16 protein-coding genes and 1 tRNA gene are annotated in these 16,050 nt (G+C 62.0%); 2 read left to right on the plus strand and 15 right to left on the minus strand.

All coding sequences use genetic code 11. The annotated features are described in order from the left end of the window. Window positions 1-33 precede the first annotated feature (33 nt). The 7 genes from hscB to trmJ form a co-directional block, all read right to left on the minus strand. Window positions 34-555, minus strand: coding sequence for a co-chaperone HscB (hscB, locus tag GA645_RS21800; RefSeq protein ID WP_152225355.1), 522 nt, complete (start codon window positions 553-555; stop codon window positions 34-36). 8 nt (window positions 556-563) lie between these two features. Continuing rightward, complete coding sequence (iscA, locus tag GA645_RS21805; protein ID WP_017522292.1) at window positions 564-887, minus strand: iron-sulfur cluster assembly protein IscA; 324 nt, start codon at window positions 885-887, stop codon at window positions 564-566. Window positions 888-914: 27 nt separating this feature from the next. Beyond that, on the minus strand, window positions 915-1,301 hold the full coding sequence (gene iscU, locus GA645_RS21810) for a Fe-S cluster assembly scaffold IscU (protein ID WP_015478505.1): 387 nt from the start codon (window positions 1,299-1,301) through the stop codon (window positions 915-917). A 27-nt stretch (window positions 1,302-1,328) separates the two neighbouring features. Then, complete coding sequence (locus GA645_RS21815) at window positions 1,329-2,543, minus strand: IscS subfamily cysteine desulfurase (RefSeq protein WP_152225357.1); 1,215 nt, start codon at window positions 2,541-2,543, stop codon at window positions 1,329-1,331. A gap of 28 nt (window positions 2,544-2,571) precedes the next feature. Next, window positions 2,572-3,066 carry a Fe-S cluster assembly transcriptional regulator IscR gene (gene iscR, locus GA645_RS21820; RefSeq protein WP_152225360.1) on the minus strand — a complete coding sequence of 165 codons (495 nt, stop codon included), beginning with the start codon at window positions 3,064-3,066 and terminating at the stop codon, window positions 2,572-2,574. Between the two features lie 140 nt (window positions 3,067-3,206). Next, window positions 3,207-3,986: a serine O-acetyltransferase gene (gene cysE, locus GA645_RS21825; protein WP_152225362.1), complete on the minus strand. Its 780-nt coding sequence runs from the start codon at window positions 3,984-3,986 to the stop codon at window positions 3,207-3,209. Next, window positions 3,979-4,758: a tRNA (cytosine(32)/uridine(32)-2'-O)-methyltransferase TrmJ gene (gene trmJ / locus GA645_RS21830; protein WP_152225364.1), complete on the minus strand. Its 780-nt coding sequence runs from the start codon at window positions 4,756-4,758 to the stop codon at window positions 3,979-3,981. Before trmJ ends, cysE begins: the two co-directional genes overlap by 8 nt. Window positions 4,759-4,906: 148 nt before the next feature. Between trmJ and suhB the strand changes: the two genes are divergently transcribed. Beyond that, complete coding sequence (suhB, locus tag GA645_RS21835) at window positions 4,907-5,722, plus strand: inositol-phosphate phosphatase (protein ID WP_015478510.1); 816 nt, start codon at window positions 4,907-4,909, stop codon at window positions 5,720-5,722. Window positions 5,723-5,931: 209 nt separating this feature from the next. On the opposite strand, the gene GA645_RS21840 is transcribed toward suhB, so the two are convergent. From GA645_RS21840 to queA, 6 genes are all read right to left on the minus strand, one after another. Beyond that, window positions 5,932-6,468 (minus strand): glycine zipper 2TM domain-containing protein, encoded by a 537-nt coding sequence (locus GA645_RS21840; RefSeq protein WP_152225366.1) that lies wholly within the window; start codon window positions 6,466-6,468, stop codon window positions 5,932-5,934. 158 nt (window positions 6,469-6,626) lie between these two features. Beyond that, window positions 6,627-7,544, minus strand: a complete 918-nt coding sequence (gene secF / locus GA645_RS21845; protein WP_152225368.1) for a protein translocase subunit SecF — start codon at window positions 7,542-7,544, stop codon at window positions 6,627-6,629. 10 nt (window positions 7,545-7,554) lie between these two features. After that, complete coding sequence (secD, locus tag GA645_RS21850; protein WP_152225370.1) at window positions 7,555-9,417, minus strand: protein translocase subunit SecD; 1,863 nt, start codon at window positions 9,415-9,417, stop codon at window positions 7,555-7,557. A gap of 64 nt (window positions 9,418-9,481) precedes the next feature. After that, window positions 9,482-9,823 carry a preprotein translocase subunit YajC gene (gene yajC, locus GA645_RS21855; RefSeq protein WP_152225372.1) on the minus strand — a complete coding sequence of 114 codons (342 nt, stop codon included), beginning with the start codon at window positions 9,821-9,823 and terminating at the stop codon, window positions 9,482-9,484. Window positions 9,824-9,859: 36 nt separating this feature from the next. Further along, on the minus strand, window positions 9,860-10,978 hold the full coding sequence (gene tgt, locus GA645_RS21860) for a tRNA guanosine(34) transglycosylase Tgt (RefSeq protein WP_152228239.1): 1,119 nt from the start codon (window positions 10,976-10,978) through the stop codon (window positions 9,860-9,862). Window positions 10,979-10,990: 12 nt separating this feature from the next. Further along, the gene (queA, locus tag GA645_RS21865; RefSeq protein WP_152225374.1) at window positions 10,991-12,034 is read right to left on the minus strand and encodes a tRNA preQ1(34) S-adenosylmethionine ribosyltransferase-isomerase QueA; all 1,044 of its coding nucleotides are present in this window, start codon (window positions 12,032-12,034) and stop codon (window positions 10,991-10,993) included. A gap of 106 nt (window positions 12,035-12,140) precedes the next feature. Between queA and GA645_RS21870 the strand changes: the two genes are divergently transcribed. Beyond that, window positions 12,141-12,227, plus strand: a tRNA-Leu gene (locus tag GA645_RS21870). A gap of 247 nt (window positions 12,228-12,474) precedes the next feature. Here the strand turns inward: GA645_RS21870 and GA645_RS21875 are convergent. Together GA645_RS21875 and GA645_RS21880 are read right to left on the minus strand one after the other, a co-directional pair. Next, window positions 12,475-12,978, minus strand: a complete 504-nt coding sequence (locus GA645_RS21875) for a GspH/FimT family pseudopilin (RefSeq protein ID WP_152225376.1) — start codon at window positions 12,976-12,978, stop codon at window positions 12,475-12,477. A 9-nt stretch (window positions 12,979-12,987) separates the two neighbouring features. After that, entirely contained in the window at window positions 12,988-16,050 is a 3,063-nt protein-coding gene (locus GA645_RS21880) for a pilus assembly protein (RefSeq protein ID WP_152225378.1), read from the minus strand.

A 16,050-nucleotide genomic window follows, 5' to 3' on the forward strand; every position in this document is an offset into this window, starting at 1 on the left:
CAGGCTTATCGGGCGCAGCGTGGGCCGCGCGGATTAATCGTCGAGTCGCTCTTCCAGCTGGCGCACTTCCTGCGCCAACTTGTCGAGGAACTGCATGCGCCGCACCAGGCGCTCGGCCAGCTCGCGACGAGCGGCGTCATCCCAACAGTCGGCAAACTCCGCATCCAGCTGCTGCTGGGCCGATTTCAGCTGGCGCTTGAAGTGCGCCACACCATCGAGATCGGCGCTGTCGTGCAGATCTTCCAACTCCTCACGCAGACGCATCTGCTGCAGGAGGAATTCCGGATCCTGCACCGTCGCCTCCAGCGGCAACGCATTACCGCGCAGAGCCAGCAGATACAGGGCGCGACGCGGAGCGCTCTTCAGCGTCTGGTACGCGTCGTTGAGTTCGGCGGCCTTTTCCAGCGCCAGTCGCTGCTCACGCTCGGAAGCATCGGCGAAACGGTCCGGATGGACAGTGCGCACCAGCTCGCGGTAGCGGTTGCCAAGGGCCTCCAGGTCAATCCGGAAGCCCGGCTGCAGGTCGAACAGCGCGAAGTGACAGGGACTACCCACACCCAGCCTCAGACGTTGAAGCTTTCGCCGCAGCCACACTCACCGCGCACGTTCGGGTTGTTGAACTTGAAGCCCTCGTTGAGGCCTTCCTTGGTGAAGTCCAACTCGGTGCCGTCGAGGTAGACCAGGCTTTTCGGGTCGATGATGACCTTCACGCCGTGGCTCTCGAACACCTGATCCTCGGCTGCCAGTTCGTCGACGAACTCCAGCACGTAGGCAAGGCCCGAACAGCCGGTGGTACGCACGCCAAGACGAATGCCCTCGCCCTTGCCGCGCCCTTCGAGGGAGCGGCGAACGTGATTGGCGGCGGATTCGGTCATGCTGATGGCCATGGGAACTCCTTACTCAACGATCGCGGTTCAGAGAAGACCTTTCTTCTGCTTGTAGTCGCGCACGGCCGCCTTGATGGCGTCCTCGGCGAGCACCGAGCAGTGGATCTTCACCGGCGGCAGGGCCAGCTCTTCGGCGATGGTGGTGTTCTTGATCGACTCGGCTTCGTCCAGGGTCTTGCCCTTCATCCACTCGGTAGCGAGGGAGCTGGAGGCGATTGCCGAACCGCAGCCGTAGGTCTTGAACTTGGCGTCTTCGATGACACCCTGCTCGTTGACCTTGATCTGCAGGCGCATCACGTCGCCGCAGGCCGGCGCACCGACCATGCCGGTACCGACGTCCGGGTCCTCGGCGTTGAGCTTGCCGACGTTGCGCGGGTTTTCGTAGTGGTCGATGACCTTGTCACTGTAAGCCATGGCTAATCCTCACTTCTATGGGGCGGGTCAGTGGGCCTGCCATTCGACCTTGGAAAGGTCGACGCCCTCTTTGTACATATCCCACAGCGGCGAGAGTTCACGCAGCTTGGAAACGGCTTCCACCACCTTATTGGCGGCATAATCGACCTCTTCTTCAGTAGTGAAGCGGCCGAAGCTGAAACGGATGGAGCTGTGCGCCAGTTCGTCGTTGCGACCCAGGGCGCGGAGCACGTAGGACGGCTCCAGCGAGGCCGAGGTGCAGGCGGAGCCGGACGATACGGCCAGGTCCTTGAGCGACATCATCAGCGACTCGCCCTCGACGTAGTTGAAGCTGACGTTGAGGATGTTCGGCGCGTAGGAGGTCGGGCTACCGTTGAGGTACAGCTCTTCCAGGTCCTGCACCTGATCGAAGAAGCGCTTGCGCAGGCCTTCGATGCGGACCATTTCCTGATGCATTTCTTCCTTGGCGATACGGAAGGCTTCACCCATGCCGACGATCTGGTGGGTCGCCAGGGTGCCCGAACGCATGCCGCGCTCGTGACCACCGCCGTGCATCTGGGCTTCCAGGCGCACACGCGGCTTGCGGCGCACGTACAGCGCGCCCATGCCTTTGGGACCGTAGACCTTGTGAGCGGAGAAGGACATCAGGTCGACCTTGAGCTTTTCCAGGTCGATGTCGATCTTGCCGGCGGACTGGGCGGCGTCGACGTGCAGCAGGATGCCGCGGGCGCGGGTCAGTTCGCCGATGGCGGCGATGTCGTTGATGCTGCCGACTTCGTTGTTCACGTGCATGACCGAGACCAGGATGGTGTCGTCACGCAGGGCGGCCTCGACCATCGCCGGGGTGATGATGCCCTCGGGAGTCGGTTCCAGGTAGGTGATCTCGAAGCCTTCGCGCTCCAGCTGGCGGCAGGTATCCAGGACCGCCTTGTGCTCGATCTTCGAGGTAATGATGTGCTTGCCCTTGGTCGCGTAGAAGTGCGCGACGCCCTTGACAGCGAGGTTGTCCGACTCGGTGGCACCGGAAGTCCAGACGATTTCGCGGGGGTCGGCATTGACCAGTTCGGCGACCTGGCGACGGGCGTTCTCCGCCGCTTCCTCGGCCTTCCAGCCAAAGACGTGGGAGCGCGAGGCCGGGTTGCCGAAATTGCCATCTACCAGCAGGCAGTCAGCCATTTTCTGAGCGACACGCGGATCCACCGGGGTTGTGGCGGAGTAGTCGAGGTAAATCGGCAATTTCATCAGGTAACTCCTACAGGCGGGCGTTCGCTCAATCGATGGCGGACGCTTCAATCTTGTCGAGGCGCGGCGTCTTGCTGCCCGAGCAGCGGCGCTCGTCCTGGCGCTGGGCCACCTCTTGAACTTCGCGGCGCTCGACCAGGTCGGCCAGGCTGATGCCGCTGAGGAACTCGTGAATCTGCTGGCTGAGGTCGCACCACAGGTGGTGGGTCAGGCAGGTATCGCCGGAGTGGCAGTCGCCCTGCCCCTGGCAACGGGTAGCGTCCACCGATTCATTGACCGCATCGATCACCTGGGCGACGTGGATGCCGGTCATGTCGCGGGACAACTGGTAGCCGCCCCCCGGACCGCGCACGCTGACCACCAGGTTGCCACGGCGCAACTTGGCGAACAGCTGTTCCAGGTAGGACAGGGAGATACCCTGGCGCTCGGAAATATCGGCGAGAGAAACCGGGCCACGCTGGGCGTGCAACGCCAGATCGAGCATGGCGGTGACGGCATAGCGGCCTTTGGTGGTCAATCGCATGGGGAAATCCGGAAGAATCGCTGGTGTAGGGGGAGTATGCTCTTTTCCGACTATTTAGGTCAACTATAAGCCCTATTACTTTAGTCGGAATTAACCAGCGCGGCGGCGCAGCATTTTAGCAGAGAGCCAGCGTCGGCGCATCACTGCGCCGACTTGCTGCCCTCGGCATCCTTCACGCCGGCGAAGTCCTCTTCACGCAGCACCGGCAGATCTTTCGCACAATAGTCGCTACCCAGAGCTGTCAGCGCTTTGCACATCCCCTCCAGGCGACCATCGACTGCCTGCAGGTGATCGAGCAACTGACCAATGGCGCGCGCCACCGGGTCGGGCATGTCCTGACTGACGCCGTAAGCATCGAAGCCGAGCTTCTCGGCCATGGCCTGGCGCTTGGCCTGCTGCTCGTCGTCATCCTTCATGATGATCCGCCCCGGAATACCGACCACGGTCGCTCCCGGCGGCACTTCCTTGGTCACCACGGCATTGGAGCCGACCTTGGCGCCGGCGCCCACAGTGAACGGGCCGAGCACCTTGGCGCCCGCGCCGACGACCACGCCATCGGCCAGTGTCGGGTGACGCTTGCCCTTGTTCCAGCTGGTGCCACCCAGGGTCACACCCTGGTAAATGGTCACGTCATCACCGATCTCGGCAGTCTCGCCAATGACGATGCCCATGCCGTGGTCGATAAAGAAGCGCCGACCGATCTTCGCGCCGGGATGGATTTCGATACCGGTCATCCAGCGACCGAAGTTCGACACCATGCGCGCCAGCCACTTCCAGCCGGACACCCACAGGGCATGAGCCAGGCGATGCAGCCACACCGCGTGCAGCCCCGGATAGCAGGTGAGCACCTCGAAGGCGTTGCGCGCCGCCGGATCACGATGGAATACGCTCTGGATATCTTCGCGCACACGCTCAAACATCTTCATCACTCCGCTTGGAAAGCTCCCCACGGGCAGCCTTCTGTGTTTCGGTCAGAATACCCCGCAGGATATTCATCTCCAGCTTGCTGACGCCGCTGCGGCCGTACAGGCGACGCAGGCGCGACATCAGGTGGCGCGGCTTCTGCGGGTCGAGGAACTGGATATCCACCAAGGTCGACTCCAGGTGCGCGTAGAAGCGCTCCAGCTCATCCGACGTCACCGGGATGCTGTTGAGCATCGCGGTGGACTCGACCTTCTCCTGCTTGGTCGGCTGCCCCTGAACGGCCAGCCAGGCCATGCGCACTTCGTAGACCAGCACCTGCACCGCCGTCGCCAGATTCAGCGAGCTGAACTCGGGATTGGCCGGGATATGCACATGGAATTGACATCGCTGCAATTCCTCATTGGTCAAGCCTGCGTATTCGCGACCGAAGACCAGCGCGACCTCGCCACCCTGCTGCACATGCTGCAGACTGGTGGTCGCGCACTCACGGGGGTCGAGCAGCGGCCAGGGAATGCGACGGTCGCGCGCACTGGTGCCCAGCACCAGGCTGCAACCGGCCAGGGCATCTTCCAGGGTCGGCACGACCACGGCCGCATCGAGGATGTCATCGGCACCGGAAGCACGGGCGCGCGCCTCGCCGCTGGGGAAATCCATCGGATCGACCAGCACCAGACGCGACAGGCCCATGTTCTTCATCGCACGAGCCGTACCGCCGATATTGCCGGGATGACTGGTATTGACCAGCACCACGCGAATTCTGTCGAGCAACGCCAGCGACTCCACACAAAAGCGAAAAAGGGAGGGAATCCTACCGCAGCGGTGGGTCTTGCGCCACGCAAGCGACAGGTCGCTCTATGAGCGCCATGGTTTTCTGTTAGAATACTCGGCTTTCTTTATCGACCCAGGTGACCTCTCCATGCAGCCTATGCTGAATATCGCCCTGCGCGCCGCTCGCAGCGCCGGTGAACTGATCTTCCGCTCCATCGAACGCCTGGACACCCTCTCGGTCAACGAAAAAGAAGCCAAGGACTACGTCACCGAAGTCGACCGCGCTGCCGAACTCTCCATCGTCACCGCCCTGCGCAAGGCCTACCCGAACCACGGAATCATGGGCGAAGAAGGCGGCATGCTCGAAGGCAGCGGCGAAGGCGCCGACTACCTGTGGATCATCGATCCGCTGGACGGCACCACCAACTTCATCCATGGCGTTCCCCACTTCGCCATCAGCATTGCCTGCAAATACCGCGGCCGCCTCGAGCACGCCGTGGTCCTCGACCCGGTCCGCCAGGAAGAATTCACCGCCAGCCGTGGCCGTGGTGCTGCACTGAACGGTCGCCGTCTGCGCGTCAGCAACCGCAAGAGCCTGGAAGGCGCCCTGCTCGGTACCGGCTTCCCGTTCCGCGACAGCCAGATGGACAACCTGGATGCCTACCTGGGCATGTTCCGCAGCCTGGTCGGCCAGACCGCCGGCATCCGCCGCGCCGGCGCCGCCAGCCTGGACCTGGCCTACGTCGCCGCCGGCCGTTACGACGCCTTCTGGGAGTTCGGCCTGTCCGAGTGGGATATGGCAGCCGGCGCCCTGCTGATCCAGGAAGCAGGCGGCCTGGTGAGCGATTTCACCGGCGGTCACGAGTTCCTCGAGAAGGGCCAGATCGTCGCCGGCAACACCAAGTGCTTCAAGGCTCTGCTGACCAGCATCCAGCCGCACCTGCCGCCGTCGCTCAAGCGCTGAGCCTGAGCCACTACGCAAAAAGCCCGGCAATGCCGGGCTTTTTTTGTGCCTGAGAGAACGTTTTCCTTGTAGGAGGAGCTTGCTCGGGAAGCTTTTTCATTCTGACGCTACGGCTCTGGGCTATTCGCGAGCAAGCTCGCTCCTACGAAAAACCAGGCAAAGAAAAAGGCGCCAGATAGGCGCCTTTTTCGTTCACTCCTGGCGAATGCTTATTGCTGACCCAGGATCAGGCGGCCGTTCTTGTCGACCGGAATCTGCGAACCCGGATCGCGATCCATGCGGACCTGGCCAGGCTTGCCATCCAGCAGGTACTTCACGTCATAGCCGACCACCTTGTCGCTGGTGTCGTTGACGGTGCTGCAGCGGGTTTCGTTGGTGGTGTAGGTGTCACGCTCCTGCATGCCTTCCTGCACCTTGTTGCCCGCATAGCCGCCGCCGATGGCACCGGCCACGGTGGCGATCTTCTTGCCGTTACCGCCGCCGATCTGGTTGCCCAGCAGGCCGCCAGCGATGGCGCCAATCGCCGTACCCGCGATCTGATGGGTGTCCTTCACAGGACGCTGGTGAGTCACCGCGACATCCTTGCAGACCTGGCGAGGCGTCTTGATGGTTTCCTTGACCGGCTGGACAGCGAGCACTTCGGCGTACTGAGGCCCGTGGTCCACCAGCTTGTAAGTGGCCACGGCGCCACCGGCAGTCACGCCTATAGCGCCCAGCACGGTACCGATGAGCAACGACTTGTTCACATAAACCTCCTGGTCTTTCGTCTCGTTCGGGCTCTGCCCATTACCTTGCCTTGGAGCGGTTGAAGTGTAAGAAAGTTCCAGCAAGCTCGCAGAACCTGGCCGACAAATGAAAACTCCCGCCGTAGCGGGAGTTTTCCTGGAGACCTGGAAGCGCTCTATTACGGGCGCTCGTCGGCTTCCTTGCTCGGTGGCGGAATCAGGTCCTCGCTGGACAGATTCAGCCAGATCAGCACCACGTTGGCGATGTAGATCGACGAGTAGGTACCCGCCATCACACCGACGAACAGGGCGATGGAGAAGCCGAACAGGTTGTCGCCACCGAAGAACAGCAGGGCGGCGATCGCCAGCAGGGTCGACACCGAGGTGGCGATGGTCCGCAGCAGGGTCTGGCTGGTCGAGATGTTGATGTTCTCGATCAGGGTGGCCTTGCGCAGTACGCGGAAGTTCTCGCGCACCCGGTCGAAGATCACGATGGTATCGTTCAGCGAGTAGCCCACCACCGCCAGTACCGCGGCCAGCACGGTCAGGTCGAAGGTGACCTGGAAGAACGACAGCACGCCCATCACGATGATGGCGTCGTGGATCAGCGAGAGGATCGCACCCAGGGCGAACTTCCACTGGAAGCGGAAGCCCACGTACAGCAGGATGCCGCCCAGCGCCAGGAGCATGCCGAGGCCGCCCTGGTCGCGCAGCTCTTCACCCACCTGCGGGCCGACGTATTCGACGCCATTCACCTTCGCCGGGTTGGAAGCATCGGCCTTCTGCAGCGCAGCGGCGACCTTCTTGCCCAGCTCCGGGTCTTCGCTGGGCATACGCACCAGCACATCCTTGGTGTCACCGAAGCTCTGCACCACGGCTTCGCCGAAACCGGCGGCGACCAGTTGCTCACGCACCTTGGCCAGGTCGGCAGGCTGCTCGTAGGCCAGCTTGATCGACGTACCGCCAGTGAAGTCGAGGCCGAAGTTGATGCCCTTGACGAACCAGCTGCCGAGGGCGATCAGGGTCAGGATCAGGGTGCCGGCGAACGCAATATTGCGAACGCCCATGAAGTTGATAGTACCGATCTTGATGTTCATCTCAGGCCCCTTAGATCCACAGCTTCTTGAAGTCGCGGCCGCCGAAGATCAGGTTGACCATCGCACGGGTGACCAGAATGGCCGTGAACATCGAGGTGATAATGCCGAGGGACATGGTCACGGCGAAGCCTTTCACCGGGCCGGTGCCCATGGCGTAGAGGATGCCGCCGACCAGCAGCGAGGTCAGGTTGGCGTCGATGATCGCGGTGAAGGCACGGTTGAAGCCCTCATGGATCGCGCGCTGCGCCGACATGCCCGCCGCCAGCTCCTCGCGTATCCGCGAGAAGATCAGCACGTTGGCGTCCACCGCCATACCCATGGTCAGCACGATACCCGCGATACCCGGCAGGGTCAGGGTCGCACCGAGGATCGACATCAGCGCCACCAGCATGACCATGTTGAAGGCCAGGGCGACGGTGGCGATCACGCCGAAGAAGCGGTAGATGACGATGATGAACAGGGACACGAAGACCATGCCCCACAGGGACGCATCGACACCCTTGGCGATGTTGTCCGCACCCAGGCTCGGACCGATGGTGCGCTCTTCGGCGAAGTACATCGGCGCAGCCAGGCCACCAGCGCGCAGCAGCAGGGCCAGCTCCGAGGACTCGCCCGGAGCGTCCAGGCCAGTGATGCGGAACTGATTACCCAGCGGCGACTGGATGGTCGCCAGGCTGATGATTTTCTTCTCTTCCTTGAACGCCGGAACAGCGACGTCCTGTTCGACGCCGTCGACCACCTGCTTGGTATAGCGAGTGATCGGCTTCTGCTCGATGAACACCACCGCCATGCTGCGGCCGACGTTATTGCGGGTCGCGCGGTTCATCAGCTCGCCGCCATGGCCATCCAGACGGATATTCACCTGCGGACGGCCGTTCTCGTCGAAGCTGGCGCTGGCGTCGGTGACCTGGTCACCGGTGATGATCACGCCACGCTCCAGGGTGGCCGGCGGACGACGCGGCTCACGGAACTCGAAGGTCTCGGTGGCGGACTTGATCGCATCCGGCTCGGCGGCCAGGCGGAACTCGAGGTTGGCGGTCTTGCCGAGGATACGCTTGGCTTCTGCGGTGTCCTGCACGCCCGGCAGCTCGACGACGATACGGTTGGCGCCCTGGCGCTGAACCAGCGGCTCGGAAACGCCCAGCTCGTTCACGCGGTTGCGGACGGTGGTGAGGTTCTGCTTGATCGAGTACTCACGGATTTCCGCCAGCTTCGCCGGGGTCATGCCCAGGCGCAGTACCTGCATGCCGGTGCGCTCGCTCTGGGAAACTGCGAAATCGCGATAATCCTTGGCAATGATGGACTTGGCCTTGTCCAGGTCGGCCTCTTCGGTGAAGCCCAGCTGGATGTCGCCATCCTGCGCCGGCAGGCTGCGGTAGCGCACGCGCTCCTTGCGCAGGGCACTCTTGATTTCGCTTTCGTAGACCTTCATGCGGGCGTCCACGGCCTTGTCCATGTCCACTTCCAGCAGGAAGTGCACACCACCGGACAGGTCGAGACCCAGCTTCATCGGGTGGGCGGCGATGTTGCGCAGCCAGTTCGGCGTGGTCTGCGCCAGGTTCAGGGCGACCACGTAATCGTCACCCAGAGCACGACGGACGATGTCCTTGGCCGGCAGTTGGTCTTCCTGCTTGACCAGGCGGATCAGACCGTTGTTCTTGCCGAGACTGCCCGCCTTGACGGCGATACCCGCATCGGTCAGCGCCTTGCTGGCCTTATCCAGATCGGCCTGCGATATCTGCAGCGCGGTACTCGCACCACTGATCTGCACGGCCGGGTCATCCGGGTAGAGGTTGGGTGCGGAATAGATGAAACCGACGGCCAGGACCGCCAGGATCAGCAGATACTTCCACAGGGGATACTTGTTGAGCATGACACCGCCCGTTATGACGCGGGGCGCATCATGCGCCCCGTCGATTGGGTTTCTGTTGGTTGGCTCAGATGGCCTTCAGCGTGCCTTTCGGCAGGGTCGCGGCGATTGCGCCCTTCTGGAACTTCAGCTCGACGCTGTCGGAGACTTCGACCACGACGAAATCGTCAGCGACCTTGGTCACCTTGCCGGCGATACCCGCGGAAGTGACAACTTCGTCACCCTTCTGCAGGCCGGCGATCAGGTTTTTGTGCTCCTTGGAACGCTTGGCCTGGGGACGCCAGATCATCAGGTAGAAGATGACCAGGAAACCGACCAGGAACACCCACTCGAAGCCGGTGCCAGCCGGGCCGGCAGCGGCGGCGGGAGCTGCAGCGTCAGCGAAGGCCGCGGGAATTAGAAAGCTCATTGGAAACTCCTGTCACAAAGCTTTTTCGATGAAAGGTCAGTCCGCCAGCGGCGGCGTGGGAAGGCCGCGCTTGGCGTAGAAGGCGTCGACAAAGTTCGCCAATGTACCCTGTTGGATTGCCTCGCGCAAACCAGCCATAAGCCGCTGATAATGCCGCAAGTTATGGATTGTATTGAGCATGCTGCCGAGCATTTCGCCGCACTTGTCCAGGTGGTAGAGATAGGCGCGGGAGAAGTGCTTGCAGGTGTAGCAATCGCAGGTCGGGTCCAGCGGCGATTCGTCGTGCTTGTGCACCGCGTTGCGGATCTTGATCACCCCGGTGTCAACGAAAAGGTGGCCATTGCGCGCGTTGCGGGTAGGCATGACGCAGTCGAACATGTCGACGCCCCGGCGCACACCTTCCACGAGGTCCTCGGGTTTGCCCACACCCATCAGGTAACGAGGTTTGTCAGCCGGCATGTGCTGCGGCAGGAAGTCCAGCACGCGGATCATCTCTTCCTTGGGCTCGCCCACCGACAGACCGCCGATGGCCAGGCCGTCGAAGCCGATTTCCTGCAGGCCTTCCAGCGAGCGCATGCGCAGCTCTTCATGCATACCACCCTGGACGATACCGAACAGCGCCGAGGGGCTGTCTCCGTGAGCGATCTTCGAGCGCTTGGCCCAACGCAGCGACAGTTCCATGGAGCGCTTGGCCACATCGAACTCGGCCGGATACGGGGTGCACTCGTCGAAGATCATCACGATGTCCGAGCCCAGCGCGCGCTGCACGGCCATGGACTCTTCCGGCCCCATGAAGACCTTGGCGCCGTCGACTGGCGAGGCGAAGTACACGCCCTCTTCCTTGATCTTGCGCAGCGCACCCAGGCTGAACACCTGGAAGCCGCCCGAGTCGGTGAGGATCGGACCTTTCCACTGCATGAAATCATGCAGGTCGCCGTGCTTCTGGATTACTTCGGTGCCCGGGCGCAGCCACAGGTGGAAGGTGTTGCCGAGGATAATCTGCGCGCCGATGCTCTCGATGTCGTGCGGGAGCATGCCCTTCACGGTGCCGTAGGTGCCCACCGGCATGAACGCCGGGGTTTCCACCACGCCACGGGGGAAGGTCAGGCGGCCGCGACGGGCCTTGCCTTCAGTGGCCAGCAGTTCGAATTTCATGAAACTCATGGATCAGTCCTCGGGGCCGCGCGGTGCCGGATTGCGGGTGATGAACATCGCATCGCCGTAGCTGAAGAAGCGATAGCCCTGCTCCACCGCGGCCGCATAGGCGGCCATGGTCTCCGGGTAGCCGGCGAAGGCCGAAACCAGCATCAGCAGCGTGGATTCGGGCAGATGGAAATTGGTGACCAGGGCATCGACCACATGAAAGGGCCGGCCCGGGAAGATGAAGATGTCGGTGTCACCGCTGAAGGGCTTGAGCACGCCATCGCGGGCGGCGCTCTCCAGCGAACGCACGCTGGTGGTGCCAACAGCGACGACCCGACCGCCGCGCGCCTTGCAGGCGGCCACGGCGTCGACCACGTCCTGGCTCACTTCCAGCCATTCGTGGTGCATATGGTGGTCTTCGATGCGCTCCACGCGCACCGGCTGGAAAGTACCCGCGCCGACATGCAGGGTGACGAAAGCGGTATCCACACCCTTGGCGCGAATCGACTCCAGCAGCGCCTCGTCGAAGTGCAGACCGGCAGTGGGCGCCGCCACGGCACCTGCACGCTCGGCGTAGACGGTCTGGTAGCGCTCGCGATCCGAATCCTCGTCCGGGCGATCGATATAGGGCGGCAGCGGCATATGGCCGACGCGCTCCAGCAGCGGCAGCACGTCCTCGGTGAAGCCCAGCTCGAACAGCGCGTCATGGCGCTGCAGCATCACGGCCTCGCCACCGCCGTCGATGAGTATCTTCGATCCCGGCTTGGGCGATTTGCTGGAACGCACATGGGCCAGCACACGGTGACTGTCCAGCACGCGCTCGACGAGGATTTCCAGCTTGCCGCCGGAGGCCTTCTGGCCGAACAGGCGAGCAGGAATCACCCGGGTGTTGTTGAACACCATCAGGTCACCTGGCTGGAGGAAGCCGAGAACATCGGCGAATTGCCGATGGCTGAGCTCGCCGCTCGGACCATGCAGCACCAGCAAGCGGCTGGCGCGGCGTTCGGCGAGCGGATGGCGGGCGATCAACGCCTCGGGCAGATCGAAATGAAAGTCAGCGACACGCATGGAGGGGGCTATCTCGAAGGGCCGGCTATCTTACTGGAAATGCCAAATTCTGACCAATCGAGCGGATTGACCGATGCAGAGCGCCTCCCTATACTTCGCCGCCATTGCCTCGGTGGCGGAATCGGTAGACGCGGCGGATTCAAAATCCGTTTCTGGCGACAGAGTGAGAGTTCGAGTCTCTCCCGGGGCACCACCTGACACGTTGAACAACATGCCAGGACACCACTAAAAGCCGGCCTTAGAGCCGGTTTTTTGTTGCCTGCGATTTATAGGGATTCAAGCCTGCAGATATTGCGGGCGCCCCTGCCCTTTCGCGCAGGGAAGCGCACCTCGATCATGCGGAATGGGGAAGACACTGACTCTGACCGCGTTGGCCACGGACGCGCCGAGAGTCGCCTCCGCGATTAGCCTGCGGTATATCGCACTCGCCCCGGCGCGCGTTACGAGCAACTGCCATTGGTGGTCTTGCTGACGTAAGCGCGTCCCGTGGCATCGACTTGCACTACCCGTTCCTGCGAACCCACGGTGGGCGTAGCCCGGCAGACAGTGATAGTCGCCTGGGTATTACCGACACCGGACGGCTGGAAGTCTATCTTCGCGGCGGTGGAGGTGACCTTGAAGCCACCCGGCGCCGCGGCATGTTTCTGGATCACCGAGCCACCACTGAGAATGATCCAACCCTGCTCCCAACCGCCACTGGCGAGACAGGTGCTGCCATTACTGGACACGCACATCGACGTCACCGCATTGCGCTTGATTGCCTCGCTGCGCCCCAGCGCCACGCCAGCAACCAAGTCATTGGCGCTGGCGGTGAGCTTGCCGGACAGCGTCGCGTCGGTGAACGACGGTACGGCGAGGGAAAGCAGAACCGCCGCCACCGCAATGGTGACCATCAGCTCGAGCAGAGTGAAGCCCTTGGAGGCTCGGCGAAAGACCATTGCCATCCCCACTCCTTATTGCTCGATGTTCCAGAACACCCAGGACTTCGGCCGGATGCTGGCTGCCGGCGGCTTGGCTTCACAGCCCTGCAGCGAAGAATCGGTCGCGCAGTCGCCACCACCGATGATGAACGGCTTCTGCGTGCCATCATCCAGTATCACGATGCCTGCCACCGGCGACGGCGCAAGCCCCCCGCCGGAAATCACCGAGAAACGGTCTCCGGTGGAGCCAGCGGCATTCTTGTAGTTGATATCGTAGTTGCGCGCCGTCCCGAGGCTGACGCAACTGGTCGCGCTCGCCACCGCAGGCTGGTGGGTACTGAAAATAATGGTATCGAACAACACCAGCGCCGAGGTCACGACCTGTTCTGTTGGCTGTAGCGCCAGGTACCAGCCCTTCGGCTTGGTCGCCAGATCGGCGGCCGACGGCGTTGCGCTGGTGGTGATGGCCAGCAACGATGCGTTACAGATCACATTGGCGCCGCAGGTGGCATTCTCGGAAGTCAGCCAGGTCGAGTCGGCGGGATTGTCACGCAGGCTGTAGAACCGGTTGGACACTGCGGCGGCAGAGGTATAGCTGAGGAGCGGTTTCTCCCGATCCCCCGAACCGAGCGCGATCACATACTGGCCATTGGAGACCGCCACTTCAGGGCCATACATGAACTTGCGATTCGCCGTGCAGCTGGACGCAGTGTCGCATCCCAGCGAGGCAATCTTGGTCATGGTCCAGTTGGCCGGCGCAGTGTTACCGAAGGCGCTGGCGGCATTGACGCCGGAAAGACGATAGACATTGCCTCCCAGATCCGCGGCATAGCCATACATCGCTTGACCATTGTTATCGGTCACCATGGTCACGTCACCAACAACTCCACGGTCAGTGGTGAAGGTATTGAGCAGCGCGCCGGTATCGGCGTCCATCAGATAGATCTTGTTGCCCTTGTTACTGGAGATGCAGGTATTGGGATCATTGTCCTCACAGGCATCGTAGCCCCCGCCCATCGCCAGTATCGTGCTCGTGCCACTGTTGTAGCCGGCCGCCGTGAAGGCTTTTGGCGTGGCCCAGGTCTGTCCGATACCACTGAAACCGGAGCTGCAGCCCGTGTCGTTGGTCATATTGGGGCAGCCGAGCTTCCACTTCAAAGTCGGGCTGGCTGTGGAGGACGAAACGTCAAATGCATAGATCGACCGCCCACCACGGCGCATGGCGGCGTATATCCAGGTACTGCCGTTCTGCTGCACCGTGCTGACCGAACCATCCATACCGTAGGACTTGGGCTGGGGCGTGGGCGTACCGGTGGTATGGCCGGGGAAGCTGATGGTCACAGCGTTATCGCGCAGCCGCTTGATGCTTGGGTAGAACTCAGGCGGCATGAACGACCAGAGTTCGCTACCGGGAGTCACCGAGCCGATGTTGCCAGTACGGTTGCCGTTGATGGCGTGGAGCAGGCCATCGTTCCCACCGTAGTAGACCACCACCTTGGGATTCGTCTGGTTTCCATAGTTGATGGCTGCCGGACGCGAATGCACGATATCACCGTGCACCGAGGGACGCATTTCGGTGAGGTTGCCGTTGGTATTTTCGTCCTGATTGTCAGCACCCAATGCCCAGCTGATGATATTGCTGCGCTCAGTGGCATCCGCCGCCCCCAGCAATGCCTGAGTTATGGCTGCGTTGCTGGTATTGAAATCGGTGAGCGTGGTGCACCCAGTCAGCGGGCAGGTCTTCATCGTGCGGGTAGAGGCCTGACGCAGCATGTAGGCCTGCGCCCCTTTTTCCACGATATTGCCATCCGGATAGTTGGAAACGTCCGAGTTCAGTACCGTCAGGCAATTGCCTTGCGGCTTGAAGGTCCAGTAACTGTCCGTGGTGGTAGGCGTCCAGAAGCTCCTGGCGCACTCGGTAATGAAACCGGTAGCACTGTTGATCGCACTGTTGCCATCGGCATCCACCGTTTGCAATTTGCCGTTGACCATCCCCAGTTTGTACTGCTTGAGGTTACCTGCCCAGCGCGGGAAGGAGTCAGCATCAGGGCGGAACATGCCGACGAATACCTGGTTCAGGTAGGTGCTCTGGGTATTAACGCTGACCGGCAATGTGACGGACGCGAATACACTGTTGGTTGCCTGAATCTCGGAGAAGATGGCATTCAATGCGTCGGAGATCTGGGTACCGGAAGCCGTCACGTCAAAATATTTGCCACCGCTGACGTTGGCCATGCTCTTGAGCAACGCCGTCCAGCCCGGCCCCTGGCCCGTGGTGACCTTGTCGATATCCACCGTATAGGTGGTGATCCCCAGGGTGCTCTTCTTCATGAAGCGCGCCCATTCGTCGGCCATGTTGTCCTGGGAGCCACTGGGGGAAATCGGGATAGCAGTGGTATTGCCGCCCGCCGCGCTCAGCGCACTGGTGGCCTGCTTGAGGTCGTTGGTGTTGTCCTGCGCTGCGCCGTTGCTGATGTAGATGATGAAGTTGTTGGCGCAACCGGTAACGATGGGATTGTTGTAGGGGCTGCCGTTCACTGACGACAGTGCGTTGCCGCTGAGGGCGTAGATGGCATTGGAAGATGCAGTGCCCGAGTTGTTCCCGGTGTAGTCAGTCTTGACCTTCTGGTTACCGGAGTTGGGCACGCCCGCCGAGTAGTAAAGCCAGGCCTCCTCCATGGTCTTGCTGATCTTGCCACCGTTGGACTTGTCCGCGCCCACGTCCAGGCTGTTCACCAGGGCCTGGTACTTGGTCTTGTTGGGAGCATCGAACAGACGAATAGCGGCGCGGACATAGCCACCGTCATCGCCCTTGTTGCCGCCTCCGGACTCGGTGAACATCATCAGACCGACCCGGAACTTGTTCGCCTGCAGCCCGTTGATCACCGATACCAGTGCAGCCTTCTCGTTAGTGAACGGCGTATTCCAGTTAGCCGTGTTGTCGAGGACGATCAATACGTTGGGGGCATCCGCGGCGTTGGGCGGCGTGCCAACGAACAAATCGATATCGTCGGCGCGAGCCATCGCACCGGCGAGGAGCAGCATGCACAATGCGGATACTCGCCCGAGTGCCGAGACATTGTCCTGAGTCTTCAT

The sequence above is a fragment of the Pseudomonas sp. SCB32 genome (assembly GCF_009189165.1).
GTDB lineage: Bacteria > Pseudomonadota > Gammaproteobacteria > Pseudomonadales > Pseudomonadaceae > Pseudomonas.

Coding starts and splice junctions, on each gene's coding strand:
- iscA (WP_017522292.1), bottom strand. CDS start 887: ATGGCCATCAGCATGACCGAATCCGCCGCCAATCACGTTCGCCGCTCC.
- iscU (WP_015478505.1), bottom strand. CDS start 1,301: ATGGCTTACAGTGACAAGGTCATCGACCACTACGAAAACCCGCGCAAC.
- GA645_RS21815 (WP_152225357.1), bottom strand. CDS start 2,543: ATGAAATTGCCGATTTACCTCGACTACTCCGCCACAACCCCGGTGGAT.
- iscR (WP_152225360.1), bottom strand. CDS start 3,066: ATGCGATTGACCACCAAAGGCCGCTATGCCGTCACCGCCATGCTCGAT.
- cysE (WP_152225362.1), bottom strand. CDS start 3,986: ATGTTTGAGCGTGTGCGCGAAGATATCCAGAGCGTATTCCATCGTGAT.
- suhB (WP_015478510.1), top strand. CDS start 4,907: ATGCAGCCTATGCTGAATATCGCCCTGCGCGCCGCTCGCAGCGCCGGT.
- secF (WP_152225368.1), bottom strand. CDS start 7,544: ATGAACATCAAGATCGGTACTATCAACTTCATGGGCGTTCGCAATATT.
- secD (WP_152225370.1), bottom strand. CDS start 9,417: ATGCTCAACAAGTATCCCCTGTGGAAGTATCTGCTGATCCTGGCGGTC.
- yajC (WP_152225372.1), bottom strand. CDS start 9,823: ATGAGCTTTCTAATTCCCGCGGCCTTCGCTGACGCTGCAGCTCCCGCC.
- tgt (WP_152228239.1), bottom strand. CDS start 10,978: ATGAAATTCGAACTGCTGGCCACTGAAGGCAAGGCCCGTCGCGGCCGC.
- queA (WP_152225374.1), bottom strand. CDS start 12,034: ATGCGTGTCGCTGACTTTCATTTCGATCTGCCCGAGGCGTTGATCGCC.
- GA645_RS21875 (WP_152225376.1), bottom strand. CDS start 12,978: ATGGCAATGGTCTTTCGCCGAGCCTCCAAGGGCTTCACTCTGCTCGAG.
- GA645_RS21880 (WP_152225378.1), bottom strand. CDS start 16,050: ATGAAGACTCAGGACAATGTCTCGGCACTCGGGCGAGTATCCGCATTG.